The 7084-nt window shown below is 30.3% G+C and carries 7 protein-coding genes; 1 reads left to right on the plus strand and 6 read right to left on the minus strand.

Annotation, left to right across the window (positions count from 1 at the left end):
• Positions 1–49 precede the first annotated feature (49 nt).
• From Q0F04_RS11105 to Q0F04_RS11130, 6 genes are all read right to left on the minus strand, one after another.
• The gene (locus Q0F04_RS11105; RefSeq protein ID WP_295753301.1) at positions 50–412 is read right to left on the minus strand and encodes a hypothetical protein; all 363 of its coding nucleotides are present in this window, start codon (positions 410–412) and stop codon (positions 50–52) included.
• Positions 413–437: 25 nt separating this feature from the next.
• Positions 438–728, minus strand: a complete 291-nt coding sequence (locus Q0F04_RS11110; RefSeq protein WP_295753303.1) for a PTS sugar transporter subunit IIB — start codon at positions 726–728, stop codon at positions 438–440.
• A 4-nt stretch (positions 729–732) separates the two neighbouring features.
• Positions 733–2142 (minus strand): glycoside hydrolase family 1 protein, encoded by a 1410-nt coding sequence (locus Q0F04_RS11115; RefSeq protein WP_295753305.1) that lies wholly within the window; start codon positions 2140–2142, stop codon positions 733–735.
• Positions 2143–2145: 3 nt separating this feature from the next.
• Entirely contained in the window at positions 2146–2466 is a 321-nt protein-coding gene (locus Q0F04_RS11120; RefSeq protein ID WP_295753308.1) for a PTS lactose/cellobiose transporter subunit IIA, read from the minus strand.
• Between the two features lie 234 nt (positions 2467–2700).
• Positions 2701–4557, minus strand: a complete 1857-nt coding sequence (locus Q0F04_RS11125; protein ID WP_295753309.1) for a BglG family transcription antiterminator — start codon at positions 4555–4557, stop codon at positions 2701–2703.
• A 414-nt stretch (positions 4558–4971) separates the two neighbouring features.
• On the minus strand, positions 4972–5766 hold the full coding sequence (locus Q0F04_RS11130) for a hypothetical protein (RefSeq protein ID WP_295753311.1): 795 nt from the start codon (positions 5764–5766) through the stop codon (positions 4972–4974).
• 171 nt (positions 5767–5937) lie between these two features.
• On the opposite strand from Q0F04_RS11130, the gene Q0F04_RS11135 reads away from it, so the two are divergent.
• Positions 5938–6954, plus strand: a complete 1017-nt coding sequence (locus tag Q0F04_RS11135; protein ID WP_295753313.1) for an IS1595 family transposase — start codon at positions 5938–5940, stop codon at positions 6952–6954.
• The last annotated feature ends 130 nt before the right edge of the window (positions 6955–7084 follow it).

Genomic DNA, 7084 nt, shown 5'->3' on the forward strand with positions numbered 1-7084 from the left:
TAAGAAAAATTCGTAGATTTCCTTTAAATTAGGAACATTCTACGAATTTTTATATTTTCATGAATAATTCAGGTAAAATAGGTAATAAATTATCTAATTTATAAGATTTAGCTAAAAATGAAGTTAATGCAATTGTTACATACAATGACATAGCTCCCATAGTAATAGCATTAATCCAAGATAAAATCATATTGTTATTACTTACAAAAGCTGCCCACGCAAGTAATAGTCCGTTTGTTGTTCCTTCTGGAGCTGGAGCTGCGGCAATAACCGAAACAATACCACCTGCCAATGTAATTGGCATAATACAAATAAATGCGTCACGAATTGCTTTTAAATGTCTCTGAGTCGAGAATTTAGTTGCAATTGGCATTAACTTTTCTTCTAGAAAAGTTGTAAAATTTTCCATCATAAAATATCTTCTCCTTTTGTAATCTTTACAAGTTATACTTTTTCTCTATTTCTTTAAAAACGCCTTTACCATTCATCATTCCATAATATTGTGGAGCAATAGTATCCACTGGAATTGATACAGACTCTTCAATCTGTTTTTTTAGATGACGAATTTGTGGACCAATCAACAATAATTCATAACCTTCTCCAACATGATTAAGATATTCGGCTTCCCCGTATGCTTTACATTCAAGTTTACCACCACTTGCTTCTTCAATCTTTTTAGCTAGAATCCCTGTGGACATCCCAGCATTGCAAACTAACATTACCTTCATTTTTTTACCAATCCTTTCTTTGTATTTTTTCTCCATTACTTTCAGCAATAGATTTATACCAATAATAACTTTTCTTAGGTTTACGTTTTAATTCCTTATCATCAAAATCAATACCTACCAAGCCATAGCGTTTTTCAACACCATTTTTCCAAGAATACAAATCAAACGTACTCCATGCATAATATCCACGAACATCCACACCAGCGTCAACTGCATTCATAATCGCACTAATATGATCATTCATGAATGAAATACGATAATCATCTTCTACTTGATTTACAGTGATATCTTCTCTTACTCCAACACCATTTTCAGTGATAAAAATAGGTAAATGATATTTTTCCCATACTTGTTTTAGGCCCTTCTGTAAACCTTGTGGATATATTTCTACATCCCATTCAGTATAGATAGCGTCCGGATTATTCATAATCTGTTCAAACCATCCTTTAATAACAATCTTACTTTCTCCTTTAAAGTCTTTACCACTGTTATTAACAACCAATTGAGTCTCTCCTCCACTATATGGTTTTACCCATACACGTGAATAATAATTTAATCCCAAGAAATCTACTGTATAATTTTTAATAATTGGCAAATGTTCATCTTTGATGCATGACAAATCATAATTTTGAGATAAAACGCATAATAAATCGAATGGTATTTCACCTTTAGCTGCCGTATCTAAAATCCAATTATTTGCATAGTTATCTGCAAATCGCATAGCTATTTTAGTAGCCAAAGTATCATCAATTCCATCTACAGGTCCAAAACTATGAACGATACCAATCATCCCTTTATAATGGCCTTTCTTAAAAGCTCGAACTCCTAATGCACTTGCATACATAACATGATATGCCGCAATAATCATTTCTTGAGCACTATGATGTCCTGGAGGATAATTTCCAACCATATAGCCATTGAATGTAAACCATTTAGGTTCATTAAACGTTACCCAATATTCAATCAAATCACCAAACTTTTCAAAACATACTTTTGCATATTGCTCAAATGCATAACATGTTTCTTCATTTAGCCAACCACCTTTTTCTTCTAAATATTGAGGTAAATCCCAATGATAAATTGTTACAAATGGTGTAATTCCATATTGATGACAAGTTTTTAAAACATCACGATAAAATTCAATACCTTCTTCATTGATTTCACCCTCAATGTTTTTGATTATTCTTGGCCATGCTAATGACAGACGTAATGTATTTTGACCACCTTCAGCCATCATTTTTATATCTTCTTTATAATGATGATAAAAATCACTAGCTACATCACCAGTTTCATATCCGCCATCATGCAAATACGTGTCCCACATACTCGGAACTCTTCCGCCTTCATTTACGGCTCCTTCACATTGATAAGAAGCAGTTGCACTACCCCAAAGGAAATCTTTTCTTAACCCCATATTCTAGTACACCTTTCCATCATTCAAAATTGAATAAACAGCGAACAATTCGTTAGCCATAGTTAATACCACTTCCGAACTTGCCACATGATCCTCTGCATGCACCAATAATAAATTCATAGGAATTGATTCATCATTCGTCATTGTTCTTAACAATTCTGCGTGAGTTTTTTGTGCTAACAATAATTCTGATTTAGCATTTTCTAATAGTTCCGATGCTTTATCAAATTGTTTTTCTTTTAAACATTCAATAGCTTCACTAGAATCACCACGAGAATTTCCACTATGCAAAATCATTTGCATACAGCTTATTTCCATATCCATATCTATAAATCCTTTCTTTATGCATAAAAATTGTAAAACTAATTTTACAATTGGTAAAAAACAGATTTTCCACTTATAAATGGAAAATACGTTCGCTCAACAATTCATAAAAGAATTATATCTAACCTAAAAATACATATTACATTTTGTAACCAAATAAAAATGAACGTTTATCCTTTAGATTAAGGATTTACGTTCATTATGTGTTATGCAGTTTTTAAAATACCCATAATTTTAATATTCAAAGAAAAGATTCAAGAACTTCGAATAGTTGTCCTGTTTTATTAAAGACTCTGCTTTTTCAGGATTATCCAATATACTAACAATTCGATCAAATAGTTCATCAAAGCCAGATTCTTGGCTATCTTTATTTAAGCAAATTAAAAATATTAATCTAACTTTTTTATCATCCCAATTTATACTTTTATTCAACGAACAAACAGCAATCTTATTTTTAAGTCCTTCTTTTTTTATCGGATGAGGCATCGCAAATAAATTACCATATGCTGTTGGAGCCACTATTTCACGATTTAACACTAAAGATTCAAATCTTTTATCCGCATAGCCTTTCTCAACTAATTTATCACTTAGAAAGTGAATAACCATTTCTTTTGAATCAAAATTCTCTTTAGGAAAAAACAATTCTTCCTCAAAAAAGTCCAAACATTTATTTCCTTTATGATTTTGGTGTAACATATTATAAATATTTTCAATATCTTCATCATTTAAAAGATTCTTAACATAATAAATCGGATACTCCTTTATTTTAATGGAGTCGTCAAAACTAATAACTAAATCAGGATGATAGAGATTAACTTTATCATATTCGAAACACGATAATATGGATTTAATATAAATATCATATTGATGCAAATGATTGAGTCTTCTATTAAAATATTGCATCCCAGATTTACCTACAGGTGAGATGATAACAACGCTTTTATTTTCTCTTTCCCCGTTACGTTCCAAAGAGCCCATTAAATGAAGTGTAAGATAACTTATTTCTTCCTCATATAGACGAACATGATAAAAACTTTGAATTTGATCTGCCATGTAGACACTAATATCAAATAATATAGGAAACCTGCGTTTTATATCTTCTATCATGGGATTCATTAAAAATGTATTATATTTGATTCGATTCTGTAAACCAATTAGATGTGCAATCAAATTATCTTTTAACTGTTCATCCGATTGAAAATCTATACCATACATTTCATTTATATCTTTTAACATAAAATCTATTAACATTTGAATTTTATCCGTATTTTCGCTTGTATTAACATCTACCTTCCCTGCAAATAAAGTAGCCAAATAATTAATTTCACTGTCATTAAATGTAATATCACTAATTTGCTGTAACAAGCATAAATATTCATTTGCTAAATCAATAAAATATGAGTCTATATTATTATAATTATCATATACAATATTATGCTTATTCTTTATTCGATCTATCATTATTGCTACGTGCAATAGAAAGCTAATCAATTCAATATCTCTCATTTTGATGTTTTTTTCATTAAGATATCCAATTGTCTTTTGTTTCAACAATGTTAAATTTAAACCTTGAAAAAAATTTGCGTAATCATTAATGTTTAAAACATTTGATGTAAATTCATGAGATATTGTGAATGAGATTGCTTTTCTTTTTTCCTCTTCACTCCCTATTAAATAAAGCTTATTATCTCTTCTTATGATTGATAACTTAAAATTTTCTTTTTCCAACAAATTATTTATTTTCTTTATTATTTTTAAAAGTGACGTATTACTAATAAACAAATCATCAGATAAATCATCAATGTAAGTACTAGTTCCAGCCATTAAATGTTTTAATACCAAAAATTCAATATCTGTATTATTTGAATTAAGCTTTGTTTTTTTTATGAGTGCAAAGATTTCCTTATTCATCAATTTAAATCCTGAAGCCTGCATAGCTTCAACACTATTTGGATACATCGTATTAATCGCATGAATATCATTTCGAATCGTTTTTGTAGAAACATGCAAAGATGATGCTAAATTTTGGGCAGTAAGCTTATCTTCATCATTTAATTTTTTTATAATTTCAATTTGCCTTTTCGTTAGCATTCTTAACACCTTCCTCTACAAATAACATTGATTAATCTTAAATTTTCAATTCACATTCTAATTCTACAACATATATTTTTATTTTTACAACATACAATCCAACATTAAATCTTATGGCATTTTTATGCGAGCTTAATTTACTAAACAACATGACTTACCACATCTATTTAATACGCACTCTATCAACTGTTGCTAATACAACTTTAGCGACATCTTCTATATTTGCGTTATTATGTGGTGTTGTAATTTAAAACACCTACCTTTCCAAGAAACTGTAATACAAAAGCCACCATTAAGGTGGCTAGCAAATCAATTCCAAAATTTCTTCTTCACTTTTAGATACACACTTCGCTATTTCAGATACACTCATTCCATTTGAAAGTATAGTTTGGAGCATCAAAGTCATTTCTTGATTCATCTTATCACCAGCTTATCAGATTCATCTGCACGTTTATTTGCTTCTTGTACTTTTTCATTTGCTTTCTCTAATCGTTTATTCGCTTCCTCTAATCGTTTATTCGCTTCCTCTAATCGTTTTTGAGCTTTCTTTAATCGTTTTTGAGCGTCTTCAAATTCAAGTTTTAGTTCATTTTCTTGTTGTATTCTAAAGTCTTCAATCCATTTTGTCCAACAATCATTCGATATGGTTTCTACTCGTTTTTCTACCGTTTGAATTACTTCATCATTTTCTATCATCTTAGTTTTACCATTATCACGACAATTCAAAAAGTAATATACCATTTTTTCTTTATCATTCATCTGATCATAAGACTTATCTAAATTTTGTGTTGAATACACAGATATTTTCAACATGCCATCCGGAAAAAACAAAATACCATTATCATTTCTAAATTGAAGATCTATTTCAAATTCACATTCCTTACCATCATAGAACGCAATGACTTGACATGGGTTTAAATCATATTCTTCCTGTGATCCAAACAACCTCATAAGATAATATTCAGATAAGCGATGTAATTTGATTATATTTTGATCTATCAGAATAGCTAGTTTCATCTTGGTGTTGTCGTCAAATTCTACAAAAACTTCAAGTATTGGATCAACTCCCACATTCGTTACATGTACATTTAACACCTTCCTTTCCAAAAATACCGTAAGTAATGATTTTAAGGCATCATTGGCCTCTTTACAATCTTCGCCAAAGACATGCTTAAAGGCGAAATTGTTTAATAAATTAGTACTTCTCATGAGCACCTCTTTTCTAGTAGGCATTTCCTACATACTCTTATACGTAAAAAAATGCACTTTTTCTAATAAATTTTAATTTTTTGCACAAAGTCACATTTAATAAAACGGGATATAGACATCATTATTGTCGATTAGACTAGTACACTTTACCTGTAAGCGAGGTAATGAACCATGTTTACAGAATTCAATTTAAAAATAGATGAATCTACAGAGTTGTTAGATACAAGAACATTCGATAATTACGATACGAATGAGTTACTACAATTATCTGACGCCATTAAGCAGTCATGCTTTGAATTTCTATTCAGCTCTCATATTGAGTGTTGCCCTTATTGTGGAAGTGTTCATATTGTTAAGGCTGGAAAAAACAGTAAAGGAAGACAACGTTATAAATGCAATAATTGTAAACGAAGATTCATTAATAGTACAAATCATCTAATGCATTGGTCTCATTTATCAAAAGAACAATGGGAAACCTTATTTTATTCTTCATTGAACAATGATTATTTATCTAAAACCGCAAAGCTTGTAGGTATCAGTATTGTTTCAGCTTTTTATAACAGACATAAACTTATGTATGTGCTTAATGAATTGATAAACAAAAAGCAATTGTCAAAGAAAATTGCACTAGATGAAACATATTTGACTTACCAAGCTAAGGGGTTTGTAAACCAAAATCGTAGAGGTATAAGTAAAGATAAAATTGGTATCGCATGCGCAATAGATGAAGACGGAAATTGTGTTGTACACACAGCAGACAGAGGTCGTCCCACCTCTAGCACGCTAATAGATATTTTTAAAAATTCAATATGTCCTGGATCAGTCGTAATCAGCGATAGTCAAAGAAGCTATCATCAATTAATGGATGCATTAAACATAAAATGGGTCAAAATACCATCAGGTGAAAAATCGAAAGATGGATATACCTTAGAAATGGTTAATCGTCTTCATGACAGAATCAAAGCATTCTTCAGAGGCAAAAGAAATGTAATGACACATTATCTACAAGGTTATCTAGCGTTATTTCAATATAGTGAGTTACATACAATGATGATCGGGAACAAGATGTTTCAAGATGAATTTATGAAGATCAACAACATCTTAAGTGGCATTCGAAATAAAGATATATGCCAGAAGTCAATTTATACAAGACGTTGTATGAGTGTTGATTTTAGCTTTATATCCTAATTTATTTAATGTGTCTTTTGCACAAAAAAAGCGCCTTTCGACGCTAAATCCATGACTATATAAGAATAGTTAGGGTTTAGATCTGCTTTAAGATTACTTGGGGCAGAGTGCTAAGTAGCTAAAAATTCGC

The organism is uncultured Holdemanella sp. (assembly GCF_934772795.1).
Lineage (GTDB): Bacteria > Bacillota_I > Bacilli_A > Erysipelotrichales > Erysipelotrichaceae > Holdemanella.

What these genes read in the sequence shown, in the direction of transcription:
- Q0F04_RS11105 (WP_295753301.1), bottom strand. Translation starts at nt 412, where the DNA reads ATGATGGAAAATTTTACAACTTTTCTAGAAGAAAAGTTAATGCCAATT.
- Q0F04_RS11110 (WP_295753303.1), bottom strand. Translation starts at nt 728, where the DNA reads ATGAAGGTAATGTTAGTTTGCAATGCTGGGATGTCCACAGGGATTCTA.
- Q0F04_RS11115 (WP_295753305.1), bottom strand. Translation starts at nt 2,142, where the DNA reads ATGGGGTTAAGAAAAGATTTCCTTTGGGGTAGTGCAACTGCTTCTTAT.
- Q0F04_RS11120 (WP_295753308.1), bottom strand. Translation starts at nt 2,466, where the DNA reads ATGGATATGGAAATAAGCTGTATGCAAATGATTTTGCATAGTGGAAAT.
- Q0F04_RS11125 (WP_295753309.1), bottom strand. Translation starts at nt 4,557, where the DNA reads ATGCTAACGAAAAGGCAAATTGAAATTATAAAAAAATTAAATGATGAA.
- Q0F04_RS11130 (WP_295753311.1), bottom strand. Translation starts at nt 5,766, where the DNA reads ATGAGAAGTACTAATTTATTAAACAATTTCGCCTTTAAGCATGTCTTT.
- Q0F04_RS11135 (WP_295753313.1), top strand. Translation starts at nt 5,938, where the DNA reads ATGTTTACAGAATTCAATTTAAAAATAGATGAATCTACAGAGTTGTTA.